This is a genomic window from Anaerococcus urinomassiliensis (assembly GCF_900128425.1).
Lineage (GTDB): Bacteria > Bacillota > Clostridia > Tissierellales > Peptoniphilaceae > Anaerococcus > Anaerococcus urinomassiliensis.
On sequence record NZ_LT635782.1, the window covers coordinates 1,119,873 to 1,139,281 of the forward strand.

The 19,409-nt window shown below is 34.4% G+C and carries 17 protein-coding genes; 3 read left to right on the top strand and 14 right to left on the bottom strand.

What is annotated here, in order from left to right:
• The 14 genes from BQ7474_RS06430 to BQ7474_RS06495 form a co-directional block, all read right to left on the bottom strand.
• Positions 1-2,301: a DNA translocase FtsK gene (locus tag BQ7474_RS06430; RefSeq protein WP_073998109.1), complete on the bottom strand. Its 2,301-nt coding sequence runs from the start codon at positions 2,299-2,301 to the stop codon at positions 1-3.
• Positions 2,302-2,393: 92 nt separating this feature from the next.
• Positions 2,394-3,494: an ABC transporter permease gene (locus BQ7474_RS06435; RefSeq protein WP_073998110.1), complete on the bottom strand. Its 1,101-nt coding sequence runs from the start codon at positions 3,492-3,494 to the stop codon at positions 2,394-2,396.
• The gene (locus BQ7474_RS06440; RefSeq protein WP_073998111.1) at positions 3,481-4,578 is read right to left on the bottom strand and encodes an ABC transporter permease; all 1,098 of its coding nucleotides are present in this window, start codon (positions 4,576-4,578) and stop codon (positions 3,481-3,483) included. The genes BQ7474_RS06435 and BQ7474_RS06440 overlap by 14 nt, the downstream gene beginning before the upstream one ends.
• A gap of 1 nt (position 4,579) precedes the next feature.
• A complete protein-coding gene (locus tag BQ7474_RS06445) occupies positions 4,580-5,518 on the bottom strand; it encodes an ABC transporter ATP-binding protein (RefSeq protein WP_073998112.1) in 939 nt (312 codons plus the stop codon).
• Between the two features lie 133 nt (positions 5,519-5,651).
• Entirely contained in the window at positions 5,652-7,814 is a 2,163-nt protein-coding gene (gene pnp / locus BQ7474_RS06450) for a polyribonucleotide nucleotidyltransferase (RefSeq protein ID WP_073998113.1), read from the bottom strand.
• Between the two features lie 43 nt (positions 7,815-7,857).
• Positions 7,858-8,124: a 30S ribosomal protein S15 gene (gene rpsO / locus BQ7474_RS06455; RefSeq protein WP_073998114.1), complete on the bottom strand. Its 267-nt coding sequence runs from the start codon at positions 8,122-8,124 to the stop codon at positions 7,858-7,860.
• Between the two features lie 108 nt (positions 8,125-8,232).
• A complete protein-coding gene (locus BQ7474_RS06460) occupies positions 8,233-9,171 on the bottom strand; it encodes a bifunctional riboflavin kinase/FAD synthetase (protein ID WP_073998115.1) in 939 nt (312 codons plus the stop codon).
• The gene (gene truB, locus BQ7474_RS06465) at positions 9,161-10,045 is read right to left on the bottom strand and encodes a tRNA pseudouridine(55) synthase TruB (RefSeq protein WP_073998116.1); all 885 of its coding nucleotides are present in this window, start codon (positions 10,043-10,045) and stop codon (positions 9,161-9,163) included. Before truB ends, BQ7474_RS06460 begins: the two co-directional genes overlap by 11 nt.
• Positions 10,038-11,000, bottom strand: a complete 963-nt coding sequence (locus BQ7474_RS06470) for a DHH family phosphoesterase (protein ID WP_328585400.1) — start codon at positions 10,998-11,000, stop codon at positions 10,038-10,040. Before BQ7474_RS06470 ends, truB begins: the two co-directional genes overlap by 8 nt.
• Positions 10,990-11,373 carry a 30S ribosome-binding factor RbfA gene (rbfA, locus tag BQ7474_RS06475; protein ID WP_073998117.1) on the bottom strand — a complete coding sequence of 128 codons (384 nt, stop codon included), beginning with the start codon at positions 11,371-11,373 and terminating at the stop codon, positions 10,990-10,992. Before rbfA ends, BQ7474_RS06470 begins: the two co-directional genes overlap by 11 nt.
• A gap of 1 nt (position 11,374) precedes the next feature.
• The gene (gene infB / locus BQ7474_RS06480; protein WP_073998118.1) at positions 11,375-13,624 is read right to left on the bottom strand and encodes a translation initiation factor IF-2; all 2,250 of its coding nucleotides are present in this window, start codon (positions 13,622-13,624) and stop codon (positions 11,375-11,377) included.
• 10 nt (positions 13,625-13,634) lie between these two features.
• Entirely contained in the window at positions 13,635-13,901 is a 267-nt protein-coding gene (gene rnpM, locus BQ7474_RS06485; protein ID WP_073998119.1) for an RNase P modulator RnpM, read from the bottom strand.
• 1 nt (position 13,902) lies between these two features.
• Positions 13,903-15,168, bottom strand: a complete 1,266-nt coding sequence (gene nusA, locus BQ7474_RS06490) for a transcription termination factor NusA (RefSeq protein WP_073998120.1) — start codon at positions 15,166-15,168, stop codon at positions 13,903-13,905.
• 9 nt (positions 15,169-15,177) lie between these two features.
• Entirely contained in the window at positions 15,178-15,630 is a 453-nt protein-coding gene (locus BQ7474_RS06495; RefSeq protein WP_073998814.1) for a ribosome maturation factor RimP, read from the bottom strand.
• 215 nt (positions 15,631-15,845) lie between these two features.
• Here BQ7474_RS06495 and BQ7474_RS06500 point away from each other — a divergent pair, with 215 nt between their 5' ends.
• The 3 genes from BQ7474_RS06500 (at position 15,846) to BQ7474_RS06510 (ending at position 19,397) form a co-directional block, all read left to right on the top strand.
• A complete protein-coding gene (locus BQ7474_RS06500) occupies positions 15,846-17,303 on the top strand; it encodes a carbon starvation CstA family protein (protein ID WP_073998121.1) in 1,458 nt (485 codons plus the stop codon).
• 58 nt (positions 17,304-17,361) lie between these two features.
• Positions 17,362-17,673, top strand: a complete 312-nt coding sequence (locus BQ7474_RS06505; RefSeq protein ID WP_073998122.1) for a hypothetical protein — start codon at positions 17,362-17,364, stop codon at positions 17,671-17,673.
• A 269-nt stretch (positions 17,674-17,942) separates the two neighbouring features.
• Positions 17,943-19,397, top strand: a complete 1,455-nt coding sequence (locus tag BQ7474_RS06510) for a carbon starvation CstA family protein (RefSeq protein WP_073998123.1) — start codon at positions 17,943-17,945, stop codon at positions 19,395-19,397.
• The last annotated feature ends 12 nt before the right edge of the window (positions 19,398-19,409 follow it).

The window sequence follows — 19,409 nt, forward strand, 5'->3', positions numbered from 1 at the left end:
CTACTCTCCTTCAAAATAAGATTTATCTACCAAGACTTTACGTGGTTTGCTACCCTCATAAGGGCCTACTATACCCTTTGTTTCTAGCTGGTCTATAATCCTACCAGCCCTTGCATATCCAACCCTAAGCTTTCTTTGCAAGAGCGAAACTGATGCTGTGTTTTCTTCTATAATAATTCTTGTAGCCTCATCTAAAAGTTCATCCTCATCGTCAATTTCTGCTACTTTTGATTTTTCTTCTACAGTTTCCATAGCTTTTTCATCATAGCTTGCTTGGCTTTCTTTTTTGATGTGTTCGACTACATTTAATACTTCTCTGTCAGATACAAAGGCTCCTTGAATCCTTAGTGGTCTCATAGAGTCACTTGATGCAAATAGCATATCTCCCTTACCAAGTAGTTTCTCCGCACCAGCTGAATCAAGAATAGTCCTTGAATCTGTTTGGCTAGTTACAGCAAAAGAAATCCTTGATGGAATATTTGCCTTAATAGTTCCTGTGATGACATCGACTGTTGGTCTTTGAGTTGCTATAACCAAGTGGATACCACATGCGCGAGATTTTTGTGCAAGACGCATAATATAATCTTCGACTTCACTAGCAGCCGTCATCATAAGATCTGCCAACTCGTCTATAATTACTACAATATATGGAAGATTTTCCATGGAATCGTCTGTTTTGGCTGCCTCTTTGTAACCTTCTATATCTCTGACATGGTATTTTTGGAAGGCCTTGTATCTTTTTTCCATCTCAGATATTGCCCAAAAAAGCGATGAACTTGCTTTTTTAGGATCTGTGATAACTGGCATTATAAGATGTGGTATCCCATTATAGACAGAAAGTTCTACAACCTTTGGATCAATCATCAAGAGTTTGACTTCATCTGGCGAATGCTTATAAAGAATACTCATAATAATAGTATTGATACAAACAGACTTACCAGAGCCTGTAGCTCCTGAGACTAAAAGATGGGGCATTTTTTCTATGCCTGATACTATTGGGGCGCCTGATATTGACTTACCCATAGCAAAAGGAATCTTGGATTTGGCATTTTGAAAGTTTGATGTGGATATTATTTCCTTAAATCCTACTATTTCTTTGCTCTTGTTCGGCACTTCAATACCAACGTGACTTTTGCCTGGTATAGGGGCTAAAATCCTAATTCCGCTTGTTGCAAGTGATAAAGCTAAGTCATCTGATAGGTTTAATATTTTGCTTACCTTTACTCCCCTTTGTGGTTTTAGCTCATAACAGGTTACAGTAGGTCCTACGTCAATTTGGACCACCTTTGACCCTATGCCAAAACTTTCAAGAGTTTCTTCTATAGCGAGAGCCTTGTTTTTGATCTCTTTTTCGTCTATAGAACCTGCATTTGTCCTATCTTCTAATAAGTCTATTGTCGGATAATTATAATCATCAAATTCCTTTTTGACGCCTTCATCCAAATCTTTCATCTCAATTTGTTTTGACTTGTAGCTTCTTACTTCGACTTCTTCGTCCTTGTCGAAATCATAAGCTTTAATTGGACTTCTCTTAACTACTGTCTCTTGGTCAAAAGTTTGGTCAAAATCTTCTTTTTCTTTTCTTTGAACAATATCTTCTATAGGATTCTCATATACCTTGTTGTCATTTGGCAAATTATCGATTGTTATTTCATCATCATCTTTTCTAGACTCTTTTATTTTTTCATTTTGAGCTTTGAAAAATGAGCTTATTTTATTGGCAATAAAGACTATTAAATTTTTGAATCTTATAAAAAACTCACTATAAGTTAGAGGGCTTATCCCTACCAAAAATAAAAATACCGATATAAAAAACAAGATATCTAATCCCAAGGTTCCGATGAAACTTACCAAGTAATATGCTATGTATCCACCAAGTATTCCTCCACCAAGACTTGCATGGGTCTTATTATAATCAATGGTCCATGAAAGGTCATATCTAACTAATCCCTTTGATAAAAACCCAAGAGTTATCAGAAATACTAAGTACAAGAGCAAGAATCTCCCTAAGTTTTCTTTGTACTTGTCCCTATAGGCAAAGAGAAAGCTTATGAAAATTATAATAGGCACAAGTATTGAAATTTTCCCAAAACTAATTGTAAACCAATTAGTTATGGCGTTGCCAAGCTTTCCTGTGTTGCTTGATAGAATAAATATAAACAAGAATGCACTAAGGGCCATCATTATCAATGAAAAAATATTAAAATCAAATGACCGAGTGCGTTTTTTATTCTTAGAATTTTTAGGAGGCTTTTTAGTAGATGTCTTTCTTATTCTATTTTGATTTTTACTATTAGCCATAATCTACCTCCCTATAAATTATATCTGAAATGAGCAAAAAAAGAAACCTCAAGGATTTAAATAGAAAAAGCAACCACGGATAGTAGTTGCTGTTATTTTTCTAACTTTGGCTTTGCCAAAATCGTTAGTATTATAAATCCTAGGCAATAACCAATTAATATAAGGCTATTCTTATTGATAAAGGAATAATCAGCTTTAGTCATAATGTCTTTTATATTTGAAACATAATAAAAGGCTGGGAATATTTTTCCAATCTTGATGGCAAAATCACCCAAAAGTTCTTGTGGAACAAATATTCCTGTAAGAAAAGATGATCCCAAGGAAAATACGTTCATTATGCCAGTTATGGTGTTTTCTTTTTTTGCAAGTTTTGAAACAAGTACAGCAAAGCAAACAATAGTTGCTGTAAACAATAGTGCATTTGCCATCATTTGACTAACTTGTCTTGAAAATGAAAAGTCTTTAAAATATAGGCAATATAAAATAACATAGATTAGCCAAATTCCAAGACCTGATATGATATGTCCCAAGATAAGCTGTAAGTCTTGGCTAGATTTTTTCATTGGGGAGATTAGATTTCTCTTTTTTGTCATCTCCTTATTGTAAGTAAGGTTTATGGTCCCTACTATTAGTATAATCTGGCTCATTATAACATATGCCATCATTTGGAAATAATATGGGCTATCTTTTTTGTAGTTTTTGCTGATTGAATTGACCCTTACATCAATTTCTTTATCAAAATTATCCTCTGTGTTTTTTATAGCTTCACTTGTGGTAAATCCCGCATTTTCAAAGGCTTCTATCTGATTTAAGAATGAGTCTAGATCATTTTTTGCAAAGAGAGTGAATGAATCATTATATACTTCTTTAAACTTTAATACTCGATTATTCTCAAAATCACTTGGTATATCTATGGCGCAAACTATCTCTTCGTAAAATAATTTGTCGTCTAGTAAGTCTTCATCTACATCAACAAGAATGTGATTTTTGTCTATAAAATCAACCACAGCTTTAGAGATTTCTGTATTTGACTCATCTTTTACATATATAGGTAATTTAGTTCTCGTAAATTTATCAACTGGATCACCAGACCCAGCAAAGATAAACATCAAAACTAAAAATATAATTGTGTAAAGCATCAATGATTTCTTGTGACTTTTTAATATTTTAAAGTAATTTTTAAAGACTATCATATTGCTTACCTCTAGTAAATATAAAAGTTAACAAAATAAGTCCTAAGGTAACTCCCACTAGGCAAATAAGGTTATTGTAGTACCTATCTAAACTTTCGTAATAGTACAAAGAATATATGCCATCACTGATTAAAGCGACTGGATTGATTTTATTTATCAAAGGTGCTTTCTCAGCAATTATAATTTTTATATTCGATACCATCATTCCAGCTAGAAAAGATAATAACAAAGATATGCCTATACCTAGGCCAAGCTTTGTCTCAATGTCAGCCTTGTTGCTTGCTCCGATTACCATTCCAAGGCTAACCCCTGAAAGAGATCCTATGGCAACTATCAGCAACAGTTGGGGGATTCTATTAGAAAAATCTACTCCCAAAACTTTATTAAAAATTAGCATGGTAAGTAAGGCAATAAAGAAGTTTAACAAAAATCCCACACTCATAGATGCCAAAAGGCTTATTCTTTTATTAAGTGGTGATATGGCATTTCTCTTTGCTATAGTGGTCAAATTTGCTTCGTATTGGTAGATTATAGAAAGCCCCCAGGAATAACCATATATGATTTGAAAACCGATAAGAGCATAGAAGAACACCATAGTAGGATCCATATCCTTATTTGGAATATCACTTTCTATGTGGGTCTTATCAACGAAAATATTTGAAATATCACTGCTGGGATTTTTCTCCATTATGGTTCTTGCCATATTTTCGTTCATAGAATAATACTTTAGAATATTTACAAGAATGCTTTCTTTAATCCCATTTTTCTTTAAAAGAACCTTATCCTTTTTTTCTATATAAGCACTTATGTCATCTCGATCTAAGATTTTGTCATCTTTGGATGCTAGAAAATCAAGCAAGTCTTCATCTTTCATTTGATCAGTAAAGTTTTTAAAATACTGATCATCAAGCAGGCTTTCATTTACCCCAACTTTAATTGCTTCAAAATTATTGGAATCTTTCACATTGCCAAGGGCAAGTTTGAAAAACACTCCCAAAACCAGAGGAAAGATTAAAGCCCAAAAAATCATAACTTTTTGTCGCATAAAGACCCTAAGAGTCTTTTTAAATTCATGATAGAACATCCTAGTCCCTCAATTCTTTGCCTGTAAGAGACAAGAATACATCGTTAAGACTTGGAGATTGACTGGTCAAATCGTCGTATTCCAAAGAGTTTTTATTAAAGAAATCAATCAAATTTATGAGGTTATTCTTACCGTGAGCAAAGTTTAGATGATAGTATCCATCCTTATATTCTATATCTATGAGATGATCCATTTCCTTTATTTGATCTATTTGTTCACTACTTAGCTTATCACTTGCAAAAGATACTTTCTCATTGATATCTATCAAATCTTTGAGACTTTCTTTTGTACCCTTGGCTATCACCTTGCCCCTGTCAATAATTACTATGTAGTCACAGAGCTCTTCTACTTCATCCATATAGTGAGAAGTGTATATTATCGTAGCTCCTTCTTTGTTAAGTTTTTTAATACCCTCCAAGATGTTATTTCTAGATTGAGGGTCGACAGCAACTGTCGGTTCATCAAAGATAATAATTTCTGGTTTGTGGGCTATACCACATGCAATGTTTAATCTTCGTAAAAGTCCACCAGAAAGCTCTTTTGGTTTAAATTTTAGAAAGTCATTGAGTCCAACCAAGTCGCAAGCCTCTTTGACAAGTTCTTTTCTTTTATTTTTATCTTTTATGTAAAGGCCACAAAAATAATCAATGTTTTCATAGACGCTAAGCTCTTCATAGACTCCTACATCTTGGAAAACCACTCCAATCTTTCCCTTTATATCATATGATTCCGGTGTCATTTCTTGATCAAAAATTTTGATAGATCCACTATCTTTGTAAAGTAAGGCAAGCATACAATTAATAGTCGTTGATTTACCTGAACCATTTGGTCCCAATAAGCCTAATATTTCTCCTTTTTTGACATCTAAGTCTAGATTATCGACTGCTCTTAGTTTTTTATAGGACTTAACCAAGCCTCTAACTTCAATAATATTCTCCATGGATCCCTCCTAAAGAAATTATATCACCAATTTTTTATTATTTAAAAATTTTTCATAAATTTTACTTGTTTTTAACTTAAATTTTACAAATAAAAATCGGCCTATGCTCATAGCATAAAACCGATTAATTTGCTTAGTTGTTGTGATTTCTTGGATCTTCGTCTGCTGGCCAAGCTTCTTGTTTTCTAGATCCTTCTTCCTTTTCTTCTCTTTCTGGTTTTGGAAGTAGGGATTTTCTTGAAAGATTAATTCTACCTTGTTTGTCGATTTCTGTAACTTTAACCTTTACTTCATCTCCAACACTTAGAACATCTTCGACTTTGCCAACACGTTTGTGGTCAATTTGTGATATGTGAAGTAGTCCTTCCTTGCCAATTGCTATTTCAACAAAGGCTCCGAAATTCATTATCCTTGTTACTTTACCAGTGTAAACATCTCCTGCTTTTGGATCTGTTACAATAGACTTGATCATTTCTATAGCACGTTTACCACTTTCACCATCAACTGATGCAACTGTAATGTGGCCATCATCTTCAGTTTCTATTGTTACACCTGTTTCATCAATGATCTTATTGATTGTCTTTCCACCAGATCCAATCACATCGCGAACCTTTTCTGGGTCTATGTCTATGGTAAATAGTCTTGGAGCATAGTCAGATATGTCTTCACGTGGCTTTTGGATAGTTGATTCTATTAGGTCAAGAATTTGCATCCTTGCTTCTTTGGCATTTGATAGAGATTCTTCAAGGACTTCTCTTGTGATTCCTGATATTTTCATATCCATTTGTAAAGCTGTGATTCCATCACGAGTTCCTGCTACCTTAAAGTCCATATCTCCTAGGTGGTCTTCTAGACCTTGGATATCTGTAAGGATTGATATAGAATCTTCTTCCTTGATAAGACCCATAGCAATACCTGCTACTGGTTTTTTGATTGGAACACCGGCATCCATTAGTGATAGGGTTGAACCACAGATTGATGCTTGAGAACTTGAACCATTGGATGACAATACTTCAGAAACCACCCTAATTGTATATGGGAACTCACTTAATTCTGGTAAAACTGGAATAAGTGCACGTTCTGCCAAGCGACCGTGTCCTATTTCACGACGGCCAGGAGCTCTTAGTGGTTTGATATCCCCTACTGAAAATGGTGGAAAGTTGTATTGGTGCATGTAGCGTTTTTGGATTTCTTTGCGATTTAGTCCATCTATGATTTGTACGTCTGCTGGTGAGCCTAGGGTTACTACAGATAGTACTTGAGTTTGGCCTCTTTTGAATAATCCTGAACCGTGAACTCTAGGTAGTGTACCAACTTCTGCTGAAAGTGGTCTGATTTCTTTCATTTGACGTCCATCTGGTCTGATTTTATCAATTGAAATCATACGACGAACTTCTATTTTCATGATATCGTCAATGACTCTATGGATTTCATCTTCGCTTTCTGGATAGTATTCTAGGAATTTTTCTTTGGCAGCTTCTTCTATATTAAAGATAGCTTCTCCGCGTTCCATTTTATCAGTAGTTCTGATAGAATCTTTGATAGCTTGAGAATATTCTTCGATGATTTTTTCTTCTAGCTCTGATGGAACTAATACTTCGACAAGATTTTTCTCTTTGCCTATTTCATCAATTATTGTTTGTATAAAGTCACAAATATGGCCAATCTCTTCATGAGCTATTAGCATAGCTTCAAGCATTTTATCTTCTGTAAGTTCGTTTGCTCCAGCTTCCACCATATTTATAGCATCTTTGCTACCTGCAACTGTTAGTTCAAGTAGCGATTTTTCTCTTTGTTCTTCGTTTGGATTGATGATATATTCCCCATCAACATATCCTACAGATACTGCTGCTACTGGTCCATTAAATGGTATATCAGATATGCCAAGTGCAATACTTGCGCCTATTGTAGATAGGCAGTCTGGCTTGTTATCCTCGTCCATAGAAAATACAGTTGCAATGACTTGAACGTCGTTATAATAGTTTTCAGGGAAAAGTGGTCTTAGTGGTCTATCCATTTGGCGGCTAATAAGGGTTGCTTCATCACTTGCCTTACCTTCTCTTTTTAAAAATCCACCTGGTATTTTCCCTACAGCGTATAGCTTTTCTTGGAAGTCACAAATTAGAGGGAAAAAATCTATGCCCTCTCTTGGTTTTTCGCTTGCTACCGCTGTTACTAAAAGAGATGTATCCCCACTTTTTATGTAACATTCTCCATTGGCTTGTTCTGCAAATTTTCCTATTGTCACATCTAGATCAAAGTCATGATTTGAACTGTACTTGTAAATTTTTTCCATAAATTCTCCCTAAAAAATAAGGCGGGTATAACCCCGCCCATAATTAGCCTCTGATTCCTACTCTTTCGATGATTGATCTATATCTATCAATGTCCTTATCTCTTAAGTAGTTTAGTAAACCTCTTCTACGTCTAATCATTTTAAAAAGTCCTCTTCTTGATGAGTGGTCTTTTGGATTAGCCTTAAGGTGCTCTGTTAAATCTTTGATTCTGTAGCTTAATATAGCTATTTGTACTTCTGGAGAACCTGTATCTCCTTCTTCTAATTGGTATTCTTTGATAAGTTCTTGTTTCTTTTCTAATGTTAACATATTTTCCTCCGTTATTTTATTTGCCTTAAGCCTTGTGAAAGTCGAGGTTTCAATCACCAAGCCTAGGTACTTTAGCTATTATACCAATAAAAAAAGCATTTGTAAAGATTACAAATACTTATTTTCTATAGTATCGTAAGCCATCTTTTTATCAAATTCCATTTGCTCAATAAGCTCATCAGCACTATTAAATTTATAGTCTCCTCTGAAAAACTCTAAAAATTCTAATGAAATTAATTCATCATATATTTCATCTGAGAAGTCTAGTATATAAGTTTCGATTTTCCTATCCATATTTTCAAAAGTTGGATTCTTGCCAATGTTGGTTAGGGCAAAATGAGCTTTGCCTTTTACATTAACACGTGTTAGATATACACCATCTTTTGGTATTACATAGTCGTAATTTAACTTAAGATTTGCAGTTGGGAAGTTTAGGGTTCTTCCTCTCTTGTATCCATGAGTGACAGTTCCTCTTATTTGGTAAGGTCTAGCCAAATACTCATTAGCCTTTGCAATTTCTGCTTTTTTTATAAGCTCTCTGATTGTTCCAGAAGATACTTTTTCATCACCATCATAGATAAAATCAACTACTTTTGTCTTGTAAGAAAATTCATCTTCATATTTTTTGAGAACATCTACATTGCCAGAAGCGTTTTTGCCAAATTTGTAGTCTCCACCCACAACCACTGCTTTTGTATTAAGCTTTTTATACAAAATATCTCTAATAAATTCTAATGGCGAAAGTGATTTGAATTTGTCGTTAAATTCTAATATACAAAAATCTTCTATACCCATCTCAGAAAGTATCTCGATCTTATCATCTATGCTTGTTAGATATAAGGATTCCTTGGTTAGAGTTTTCTTGCTATTTTCTTTAAAGAGCAAAACTGAAGGAACTAGGTTCATTGATTTGGCTAGTCCTATATTTGTTTGCATTAGTTTTTGATGGCCAATATGGACTCCATCAAAATTACCAAGGGAAACTACCTTAGCTTCCACATCGGTAAGTCCTTGGTCAAGGTCTACTACTTTTATATTATTTTTCATAAAATACTTTCTCCATTTTTAGGAAATATCGATCTTCATCTTTAAAATTCTTAGCAAGTCCTATGAATTGATCACCAACATAGACCCTGACTAAATCATCAGAGTATATATCATAAACTCTCATAGTCATACCATTTGTCGCTTGTTTAAAATAGGACTTATCAAGCCTTATCTCTTTGTAGTCCTTAAGGACATAATCAACTGGCTTGATGTGGCTTAAGATTTCATCTTTTCCCATTTCCAGTAAGTCGGCTGAATTTATGGCATCTTCTATGACAAAATCTCCAACCTTTGACCTAGTAAGTTTATTTACATAGGCAAAAGATCCCATGGCTTCTCCCAAGTCATCTATAAGGGTTCTAATGTAGGTTCCTTTAGAACATGTGATTTTAAAAGTAGCTTTTGGAAAGTCAAAGTCTATGAATTCGAAGTCATAAATTGTGACCTTTCGAGTCTTTCTTTCTACTTCTATACCATTTCTAGCCAAATCATACATCTTAGTCCCATTAATCTTTATGGCTGAATACATAGGCGGAATTTGCGTAATTTGACCTTTGAAATTATCCATTTCACATATAAGTTCATCCTTAGTAAAAGTCTTATTAGATTCTTCGGTTACTTGCCCTGACCAGTCTAGGGTATCGGTACGTGAGCCAAATACTGCCTCAGTGATGTACTCCTTTTTCTCATTCATTAGGAAATCAGATACCCTAGTGGCCTTGCCTATTACAATAGGCAAAACACCATCTGCTTCGAGATCTAAGGTTCCAGTGTGACCAACTTTTTTCGTATTCAAGGCTTTTTTGACTAGACCTACACATTTGTTAGAAGATATGCCAACTTCTTTGTTTACATTTAATATTCCACTAATCATTTATACTTTTTAATATATTTAAGGCTTTTTCTCTAGCTTCTTGTAAGTCATCCGCAAAGATTGTAAATCCACTAGCTCTGATATGGCCTCCACCACCGTTTTCACGGGCAGTTTTTGATACGTCAACATCTTTTGACCTAAGTGATGCCTTGAACTCATTTGGCCCATATTCTTTGATAATCATAGAAACATCGACACCATCTAAATCTCTTAGTTGGTTTACAACATTTTCTGCATCACCAATTTGGACTCCATGTTTCTCTACAAGGTCTTTAGATGCTATTGCAAACACTTTATTGCCAATAAATTCAGCATTAGCAATCATTTCGTTTTCAAATTGCATCACTTTAATCGGTTTGGATTGGTATAAATTTCTGTAGATGTATTCCATATCAGCGCCAGCTGTGGAAAGTCTGCCAGCAGTCACAAAGGTGTTTTCTGTTACATTTGTATACAAAAATCTACCAGTATCTGTGACAATTCCTGTAAATAATAAGCTTGCTGTAATCTTATCTAGGGGAAGGTCAAGTCTATCTATAATTTCATAAATAAGTTCACATGTAGCTGGAGAATCATCAACTATGATATTTAGGTCAGTTTGGATTCCACCACCTACATGGTGGTCTACTACTGCTGTTTTCTTAGAATTTTGGGCTATTGGCAGTGCTGTTCCAATTCTTTCCATCTCAGATGCATCAAGAACGAAAAAAAGGTCATAGGAATCTCTGTGATCTTTTGAATAATATTCTAAGTCAGGTAAGAATTTCAAATAATCATCTATCTCATCATGACCTATAACATCTACATCCTTGCCATAATTTCTTAGGGCCCTTGCAAATCCAAGGGTAGATCCCAGATTATCTCCATCTGGGTCTACGTGAGAAGCTATTGCTATAGTTTCTGCTTGGTCTATAAAACTTTTTAATTGGTCTAGTTTTTCTTTACTAATTTTCATCTTTATTATGAGACCTTTCATCTTTTTCTATTGTTTCTTTGATGAGCTTATCCATGTAAGCACCGTATTCTATAGACTCGTCAAGTTTGAACCTAAATTCCGGCATAGATCTTAGTCTCATCCTGTCACCTATTAGAACTTTGATATATCCTTTAGCTTGGTTAAGTGCATCTATTACACCTTCTTTTTTGCTAGTATCTCCTAAAACTGAAATATAGCAATCAGCAAAGGATAGGTCGTTAGTTACCCTAACTTCTATGACAGAAACAGCAGCAGTGTCAGCTAGTCTAGGGTCGTTTAAGTCATCTCTGATGATCTTGGATAGTTCCTTTTGGACTTCTGCACCTATTCTTTCTGTTCTTATCTTTTTCATTCTATTCTCTCTCTTTTTCGACTATTTGGTAAGCTTCCATCTCATCGCCAACTTTGATGTCGTTAAATCTATTTAGTCCGATACCACCCTCATAGCCTGAAGCAAGTTCTTTGGCATCGTCTTTAAATCTCTTCATTGAAGTTATATCACCATCAAAGATTACTATGTTGTCGCGTAATAGTCTGATTTTAGAAGATCTTGGTATAGATCCATTTGTAACCATTACACCAGCAATTGTACCAACTGATGGTACTTTGAAGGTATCACGTACCTCTGCACGACCTAAAACTTCTTCTACAAATTCTGGGTCAAGCATACCCTTTATAGCTTTTTCTACATCTTCTATAGCTTCGTAGATTACGCTATATGTTCTAATTTCGATGTTATTATCTTTAGCTCTTTCCATTGCTCCTTGAGTTGGACGAACGTTAAATCCAATGATAATAGCATTTGATGCTTGGGCCAATAGTACGTCAGATTCTGTGATACCACCAACAGCACCAGCTACTACTGATACTTTTACTTCTTCATTAGATAGCTTGATAAGTGATTGGCTTACTGCATCTACAGTTCCTCTAACATCTGTTTTTACGATTATATTTAAGTCTTTTAGCTCGCCTTCTGATGCTTCGCCTGATATATCTTCAAGGCTTGCACCCTTGGCCATAAGTCTTTCTTCTCTTTTTTGTTCCTCAGCTTTTTCGGCATAAGCTCTAGCTGTCTTTTCATCTTCTACAGCAAATAGCTTATCTCCAGCTTCTGCTACGTCTGATAAGCCAAGAATTTGTACTGGAATAGATGGACCAGCTTCTTTGATAGCCTCTCCCCTAGAGTTAAACATTGCACGGATTCTACCAGATGCAGATCCTGTTAGGACATTGTCTCCTTCGTGAAGGGTTCCCTTTTGTACTAGAACAGTTGCTACTGGACCTCTTGCCTTATCAAGTTGTGCTTCTATGATTAGACCAACTGCATCTCTGTTTGGATTTGCCTTTAGCTCTTTCATTTCTGCAACAAGTAGTACCATTTCAAGAAGTTCGTCTATGTTTTGTCCTGTTTTGGCAGAAACATCAACTGTGATGGTATCTCCACCCCAATCTTCAGCAACTAGACCATATTGCATTAATTCTTGTTTTACTCTATTTGGATCAGCTGTATCTTTATCAACCTTGTTTACTGCTACAACAATTGGAATACCAGCAGCTTTGGCGTGGTTGATAGCTTCAACTGTTTGAGGCATTACACCATCATCAGCTGCAACTACTAGAATTGCAATATCAGTTGATTGTGCTCCTCTCATTCTCATTTCTGTGAAAGCTTCATGTCCTGGGGTATCAAGAAAAGTTATCATTCTACAACCAAGATCAACAGAGTATGCACCTATGTGTTGGGTTATTCCACCAGCTTCTCCACGGGTTACATGTGTATCCCTGATTGCATCAAGTATTGATGTCTTACCATGGTCAACGTGTCCCATTACTGAAACTACTGGAGCTCGTGTGATTAGATCTTCGTCATTATCTTCATAATCTAAGTCTATAGATTGCTCTTCTATAGCAGAAAATTCTTGCTCAAGGGTGATTTCCTTACCAAAATCTATTGCAATAAGTTCAGCTTGATCAAATTCTATTGGATCATTTAGACCAGCCATTATTCCAAGTTGGATAAGTTTGCCTATTACTGCATTTGGACTTTCTCCTATTTTTTCTGCAAATGCACCTACATTTATATGTTCTGGAATTTCTATCTTTGAATTCTCTTCTTTTGTATTTGAAGCTTGATTATTTGCCTTAGATCCTTTTGACTTTTTATTTTTTTTCTTTCTGTTCTTCTTGCTTTTATTTGCAACATAATCATCTTTATTGTAGCTTTTACCTTGATCAGATTTCTTTTGACTTTTATTTTTATTTGATTTAGAAAACTTCTCTTTTCTAGCTACATTGTCATCATCATATAAATCATCTATATCATTATTTCTTCTTTGGCTATTTTTACTCATATTTGGTTTTTTATCTAAAGAATTCTCTTCTACTTTCTTTTGATTATTCTTTTCTTTATTATTTTTTTTGTCTGTTTTTTCTTTTTTATCTTCTTCAAAATACTCATTTATAAGAATAAGGTCATCTCCACTTACATTTGACATGTGGGATTTGATTGATAGACCAAATTCATCATTTAGAAATTTAACCATTTCTTTTGCTGGCATATTGTGTTTCTTTGCTAGTTCATATACTCTCATTTTATCAGCCATATATAACACCTCATTTTAATTCATAAGCTTCTAACTCCTCATAAAGTTTGTCATCAATTTTTTGTTTGAATACTCGATTAAGCTTATTGTTCTTCCTAACGTCCTTAAGGCAGGCTTCGTTTTTACAAATGTATGCCCCACGTCCGTTAAGTTTTCCAGTTTCATCTATCACAACGCCTAGGTCCTTGTTATTTACAATCCTAAGCAAGTCGTTTTTATCATAAAGATTACCACAAACAATACATTTCCTTTGGGGTATCTTCTTTGCTTTTACCATTTTAATTTTCTTCCTCGAAGGATTCTTCTTCGTCATTTTGAAGGGTTAAATCAGATTGATCATCGTAATCTTCATCTAGTGATTCTTCAGTTTGATTATCTTCATAATCAATTTGATCAAGGTCTTTATCTTCATCTAGATTTTCATCAGATAAATCTTCGTCAGTACTTTCATCAGCAATTTCTTCATCATCTACTAGGCCAAGTATTTGATCAATTTCTTCTTGGCTCATTGTATCGAAGTCTTCCTTTGACTTGATATCTATCTTCCAGCTTGTAAGCCTTGCTGCAAGTCTTGCGTTTTGACCCTCTTTACCAATGGCAAGGGATAGTTGATAGTCGTTTACTACAACTAGTGATTGCTTCTTCTTCTCATTTATCAAAACATCAACTATATCAGCAGGTGAAAGAGCGTTTGATATGAATACTTTTATATCCTTATCATAGTTTATAATGTCGATTTTTTCGTTTTGAAGTTCATCAACTATAGAATTTACTCTGACTCCCTTGTAACCTATACAAGCTCCAACTGCGTCAATTGCATCATCGTTAGAAAAAACTGCAATTTTAGTTCTAGAACCAGCTTCACGGGCTATAGAATATATTTCTATAGTTCCATCATTTATCTCTGGAACTTCTAGTTCAAAAAGTCTTTTTACTAAATTCTCACTTGATCTAGATAAAATGATTTGTGGTTCTTTAGATGAACTTTTTACATCTTTTATAAGAAATTTCATCCTTTCGTTAGGAATGTATCTCTCACTTGCCACTTGCTCTTTTAGTGGAACCACCCCTTCGATTTTATCAAGGTTGATATATACATTGTACTTATCTTCTCTTTGGATAGTTCCTGTAATCATTTCATTTTCTCGGTCCAAATATTCTCCATAAACTGAGTCCCTTTGGGCATCTCTGATTTTTTGGATAACAATATTTCTGGCAGTTTGAGCTGCAACACGACCAAAGTTTTTTGGTGCGATTTTTATTCTGGCCACATCACCAATGCCAAGTTCTTTATCAATTTCATTTGCTTCTTTTAATGAGATTTCGTTGATATTGTCATTGACTTCATCAACTACAGTCCTAAGGGCAAAGACTTCGATATTTCCTGTTTCCTTATCAACCACAACATCAACATTCTCTGCATTGTCGTAGTTTTTTTGATAGCTTTTGATCAAAGCTTTTTCAAGTGCTTCAAGGATAACGCCCTTATCAATATTTTTATCCTTTTCTAGCTCATCTAAGGCTAGCATAAATTCTTCATTCATAAATTCCCCTTAAAATACAATCTCTATGTTGATTTTTTTAATATCCTCTCTATTTACTGAAACTTTCTCTTCTTTTTTGTCTTTCTCCACTCTAAAAACAAGGTCATCTTCATTAATTTCTTCAATATATCCAAGGAAGAAATCTCCTGTTTTAAGCTTAACTTTCAAAAGTTCCTGGTAATTTCTAATCAGATCTCTGTCAGTTTTCAAAGGTCTAGATAAATCTTGGCTTGAAACTTCGAGATAATACTGACCCTTTATCAGGTCAAGCTCATCAAGCTTCTCATCCAAGAAATTACTAACTTTCTCACAATCGTCTACTGTTATTCCATCTTCATCATAGATATAGAAGGTAAGCATCCTGCCTTCTTTAGTTGTTCTAAAGTCAATGTCTACCAGTTCATATCCCAGATTTTCAATATCTTCTTCAAAGGTTTGTTTAAGTGTTGTTATTAAATCCATCTTATTATCCATCCTTTGCTCCATACAATACAAAAGAGCGGAAATCCTCCCACCCTTTTACTAAGAATAACTATACTCTTTTCATTCATATATTCAATTTTTATTATCATTAAAAAGAAATCATTTGGCAAGATAAATAAAACATTTTCCTATTGTTTTTTTTAATAAAACGATTTATAATTAAAGTGAAAATAATAGAAGCTAAGGAGGTTTATATGCTATTATTTTTTGTAGGACTTATTATTTTATTTGGAGGAGGCTACCTATATTCAGGATATGTTGAAAAACAACTTGAAATTGGTGATAATCCAACACCAGCAGTAAAAAAAGCTGATGGTATCGATTTTGTTGTAATGCCAAGATGGAAAAACTGGCTTGTTAACTTGTTAAATATTGCTGGAACTGGCCCAATCTTAGGACCTATCCAAGGTATTTTATTTGGACCAATTGCGTTTTTAGTTATTCCAATCGGTTGCGTTATTGCAGGAGCTACTCACGACTTCGTAATGGGTACTATTTCAATGAGAAATGGTGGAGCACAAATGCCAAGAGTAATTGGTAAGTACATAGGAAATAACATTCGTAAAATTTATAACGTTGTAATGGGAGTGCTTTTACTTCTAGTAGGAGCTGTATTTGTATACACACCTGGGGATCTAATTGCAAACGATATCTTAAAAATTGACCCAGCTTCTAATAAAGTATTTATTATCTATGCTATAATATTCCTTTATTACCTAGCTTCTACAGTACTACCTATTGACCAATTAATAGGAAGAATCTACCCAATCTTTGGTGCATTCCTTTTAATATCAGCAATTGGTATATTTATAGGTTTGTTTATGAATGGCAATCTTCAACACTTAAGTATGCCAAATCAAAGCGGATTACTATATGAACACCCAACAGGACAAAAATTCATACCTGCATTCTTTGTAACGGTAGCCTGTGGTATACTCTCCGGCTTCCATGCTACTCAGTCAACTCTTATTTCAAGAACAATTGCTAGCGAAAGAGAAAACAGACAAGTATTCTACTCAGGAATGATTTGTGAAGGTTTCATAGCTATGATTTGGGCAGCAGGTGCCATGGTATTATTCTCACAAAATACAGCACTTGATACACCAGCTACATTAATGGTAGGTGAGGTTTCTAGATACTTCATGGGCAAAATTGGTGGTGTAATCGCAGTTATCGGTGTTATAGCTCTTCCTATAACAACAGGCGATACAGCATTTAGATCACTAAGATTAATCGTTGCCGAAGAACTTAACTTAGATCAAAAAGCAGCAGGAAAGAGATTAGGACTTTCTGTTCTCTTATTCATACCAGCAATTCTACTACTAGTATGGGCTAAATCAGACACTAACGGCTTTAACATGATTTGGAGATACTTCGGTTTCATGAACCAACTAGTTGGTATTTTCGCTCTAGCAGCTGCAACAAGCTACTTGATGAACAAGGGCAAAAATTACTTAATCGTATTTATACCAGGCCTATTCTATACATTTATAGTATCATCATTTATCCTATACGATCCAAAGGTAGGATTTGGAGTAAGCTATCCTATAGCACTAATCATTGGTTTAGTACTAACAGCAGCTTATGGCTACGGTACACTTCATGCAAGTAAGAAAAATAAAGATAGAATAGCTCATATAATCCTTGAGTAATTTAATAATTTAGAGGCCCTAGCGGCCTCTTTTTCTTTAAAATATAAAGGAGGGTAATATGAAAGTTATATATACAGACAGTGCAAAAGAATTTATCAAAGATAAAAATATTGAAAATGTATATATAAAACCAGTCCTAACTGGCAGCAGATGTTGTGGAATCCGAGGTGTAAGAATTGATATAAAAAGTCATGTGAAAGATGACAAGGAGTATATCAAGGATTATTTTGATGGGATAAATACAAATTATCACCCAGCAATAAATCAGTTTTTAAAAAGTTCACCAGAAATAATAATAACAGCTGTTGGAATTGGCAATATGAAAACATTAGTTTCTCAAACAGAATTTTCGTCAGTTAAGCTTGACTAATATCATAGTGGGGCTGTTGTAAATTGATAGTTATAATCTATTATTTACAATAGCTCCATCTTTTTTAATGTCTAACTTCATAAAGCCTATCAAAAATACTTATTTCTTCACCCTTATGATTACTGTAGTGTCACATTTATCAACACTATATACATTATAGTAAATTAAACTTGCTTATTATTCTATTTTGCTAAAAAACTTGCAATTTTAATGTTTAATGTTTATAATTTAATAGTCATTATAATTAATACATAATAAGGAGGTATTATATGGCGTTATTTCTAATAGGTTTAGTCATCCTTCTAGTTGGTGGATTTTTCTATTCCAAGTACGTTGAAGACCAACTAGGAATCGATGATAGAGAAACCCCAGCTGTTAAAAAGGCTGATGGTATCGATTTTGTTGCTATGCCAAAATGGAAAAACTGGCTAATAAACTTACTAAACATAGCTGGTACTGGCCCAATATTAGGACCAATACAAGGTATTTTATTTGGACCAATAGCATTTATAGCTATTCCTCTTGGATGCGTATTTGCTGGAGCAGTACACGATTTTCTTGTAGGTAGTATTTCTATGAGAAATGGAGGAGCTCAAGTTCCAAAACTAGTTGGTAAATACTTAGGAAATGGTACTCGTAAATTTTATAATATAGTTATCGCAGTACTATTGCTTCTTACAGGAACAGTGTTCGTTTACACACCTGGAGATTTGATTGCTAATGACCTTATGAGTGTTGCCGAAGGTTCAAACACAATATGGGTAATCTATGCAATTATTTTCTTATATTACATACTTTCAACAGTATTACCAATTGACCAACTTATTGGTAGAATTTATCCATTATTTGGTGCATTTTTAATTGTATCTGCTGTAGGCGTTTTAATTGGTGTTCTTACTAAAGGTGCTGGACACTTATCTTTCCAAGGAGCTGGCCTACTTGCTGATCACCCAACAGGACAAAAATTCATCCCATCATTTTTCATAACTGTAGCTTGTGGTATACTTTCTGGTTTCCACGGGTCCCAAGTAACCCTTGTTTCAAGAACAGTAGCTTCTGAAAGAGAAAACAGAGCAACATTCTACTCAACAATGATTGCAGAAGGCTTTATAGCTATGATCTGGGCTGCTGGTGCTATAGTTTTATTATCACAAGGAATTGTTCCAATGGATACACGTGCAACCCTTATGGTTGGTGAAATCTCAAGATTTTTCATGGGAAAAGTTGGTGGTTTATTAGCTATTATAGGTGTAATCGCACTACCAATCACATCTGGAGATACAGCATTTAGATCACTTAGACTTATTGTAGCTGAAGAATTAAATATAGATCAAAAAGTACCAGCAAAGAGAATCGGAGTTGCAGCAGTATTATTTGTTCCAGCAATATTCTTGCTTTACTGGGCAAAATCAAATCCAAATGGATTTAATATGCTTTGGAGATACTTCGGATTTACAAACCAATTAGTAGCACTATTTGCTCTAGCAATGGCAACAAGTCACTTACTAAACAATGGCAAAAACTATCGTATAGCTCTAATTCCTGGAATATTCTATACATTTATAGTATTTTCATTTATCCTATACGATCCAGCAGTTGGTTTTGGTCTGAACTACAACCTATCACTAATACTTGGTGTGATAATTGCAATAGCTTACACATACTTTGTAATAAATAAATCAAAGAAAAACAAAGACAGAATTAGGGCTATTACATTACAATAATAATTTAAGGGG

Excerpts from the sequence above, each read along its gene's own strand:
- BQ7474_RS06470 (WP_328585400.1), bottom strand. The coding sequence starts at position 11,000 with ATGAAAATTAGTAAAGAAAAACTAGACCAATTAAAAAGTTTTATAGAC.
- BQ7474_RS06445 (WP_073998112.1), bottom strand. The coding sequence starts at position 5,518 with ATGGAGAATATTATTGAAGTTAGAGGCTTGGTTAAGTCCTATAAAAAA.
- truB (WP_073998116.1), bottom strand. The coding sequence starts at position 10,045 with ATGATTAGTGGAATATTAAATGTAAACAAAGAAGTTGGCATATCTTCT.
- BQ7474_RS06500 (WP_073998121.1), top strand. The coding sequence starts at position 15,846 with ATGCTATTATTTTTTGTAGGACTTATTATTTTATTTGGAGGAGGCTAC.
- BQ7474_RS06440 (WP_073998111.1), bottom strand. The coding sequence starts at position 4,578 with ATGTTCTATCATGAATTTAAAAAGACTCTTAGGGTCTTTATGCGACAA.
- BQ7474_RS06495 (WP_073998814.1), bottom strand. The coding sequence starts at position 15,630 with ATGGATTTAATAACAACACTTAAACAAACCTTTGAAGAAGATATTGAA.
- BQ7474_RS06430 (WP_073998109.1), bottom strand. The coding sequence starts at position 2,301 with ATGGCTAATAGTAAAAATCAAAATAGAATAAGAAAGACATCTACTAAA.
- pnp (WP_073998113.1), bottom strand. The coding sequence starts at position 7,814 with ATGGAAAAAATTTACAAGTACAGTTCAAATCATGACTTTGATCTAGAT.
- BQ7474_RS06435 (WP_073998110.1), bottom strand. The coding sequence starts at position 3,494 with ATGATAGTCTTTAAAAATTACTTTAAAATATTAAAAAGTCACAAGAAA.
- infB (WP_073998118.1), bottom strand. The coding sequence starts at position 13,624 with ATGGCTGATAAAATGAGAGTATATGAACTAGCAAAGAAACACAATATG.
- BQ7474_RS06460 (WP_073998115.1), bottom strand. The coding sequence starts at position 9,171 with ATGAAAAATAATATAAAAGTAGTAGACCTTGACCAAGGACTTACCGAT.
- nusA (WP_073998120.1), bottom strand. The coding sequence starts at position 15,168 with ATGAATGAAGAATTTATGCTAGCCTTAGATGAGCTAGAAAAGGATAAA.
- BQ7474_RS06505 (WP_073998122.1), top strand. The coding sequence starts at position 17,362 with ATGAAAGTTATATATACAGACAGTGCAAAAGAATTTATCAAAGATAAA.
- rpsO (WP_073998114.1), bottom strand. The coding sequence starts at position 8,124 with ATGTTAACATTAGAAAAGAAACAAGAACTTATCAAAGAATACCAATTA.
- rnpM (WP_073998119.1), bottom strand. The coding sequence starts at position 13,901 with ATGGTAAAAGCAAAGAAGATACCCCAAAGGAAATGTATTGTTTGTGGT.
- BQ7474_RS06510 (WP_073998123.1), top strand. The coding sequence starts at position 17,943 with ATGGCGTTATTTCTAATAGGTTTAGTCATCCTTCTAGTTGGTGGATTT.
- rbfA (WP_073998117.1), bottom strand. The coding sequence starts at position 11,373 with ATGAAAAAGATAAGAACAGAAAGAATAGGTGCAGAAGTCCAAAAGGAA.